The sequence below is a fragment of the Dorea sp. 210702-DFI.3.125 genome (assembly GCF_020560945.1).
GTDB lineage: Bacteria > Bacillota > Clostridia > Lachnospirales > Lachnospiraceae > Dorea > Dorea formicigenerans.
Window position 1 is genome coordinate 1 of record NZ_JAJCNF010000139.1, and the last position, 225, is coordinate 225.

Below are 225 nucleotides of genomic sequence, written 5' to 3' on the forward strand. Positions count from 1 at the left end.
CAATCCAGTCCTCCGGCTTCTTTTCCCCAATCGTGCCGATTTTGAAACGGTAGTCCTTTTTCTGGGAAGCAATCGCCCCAGTGTAAACGGGATTCATCAAAAGGTCTTTGATAACGGAAAAGTCCCACATATACCGCCCGTTTTCCGGGTCTTTCTTTTCCCATTTGGTGCGGGTATTGCGAAGCCCCCGTTCCCGGTTCCACCATGTGGGGCAGGGGATTTTTT

At 50.7% G+C, this 225-nt stretch carries 1 protein-coding gene; it reads right to left on the minus strand.

All coding sequences use genetic code 11. The features are described from left to right. Nucleotides 1-225 (minus strand): recombinase family protein (locus tag LI164_RS16550; RefSeq protein WP_227087400.1); only part of this gene is annotated, 225 nt, incomplete at both ends.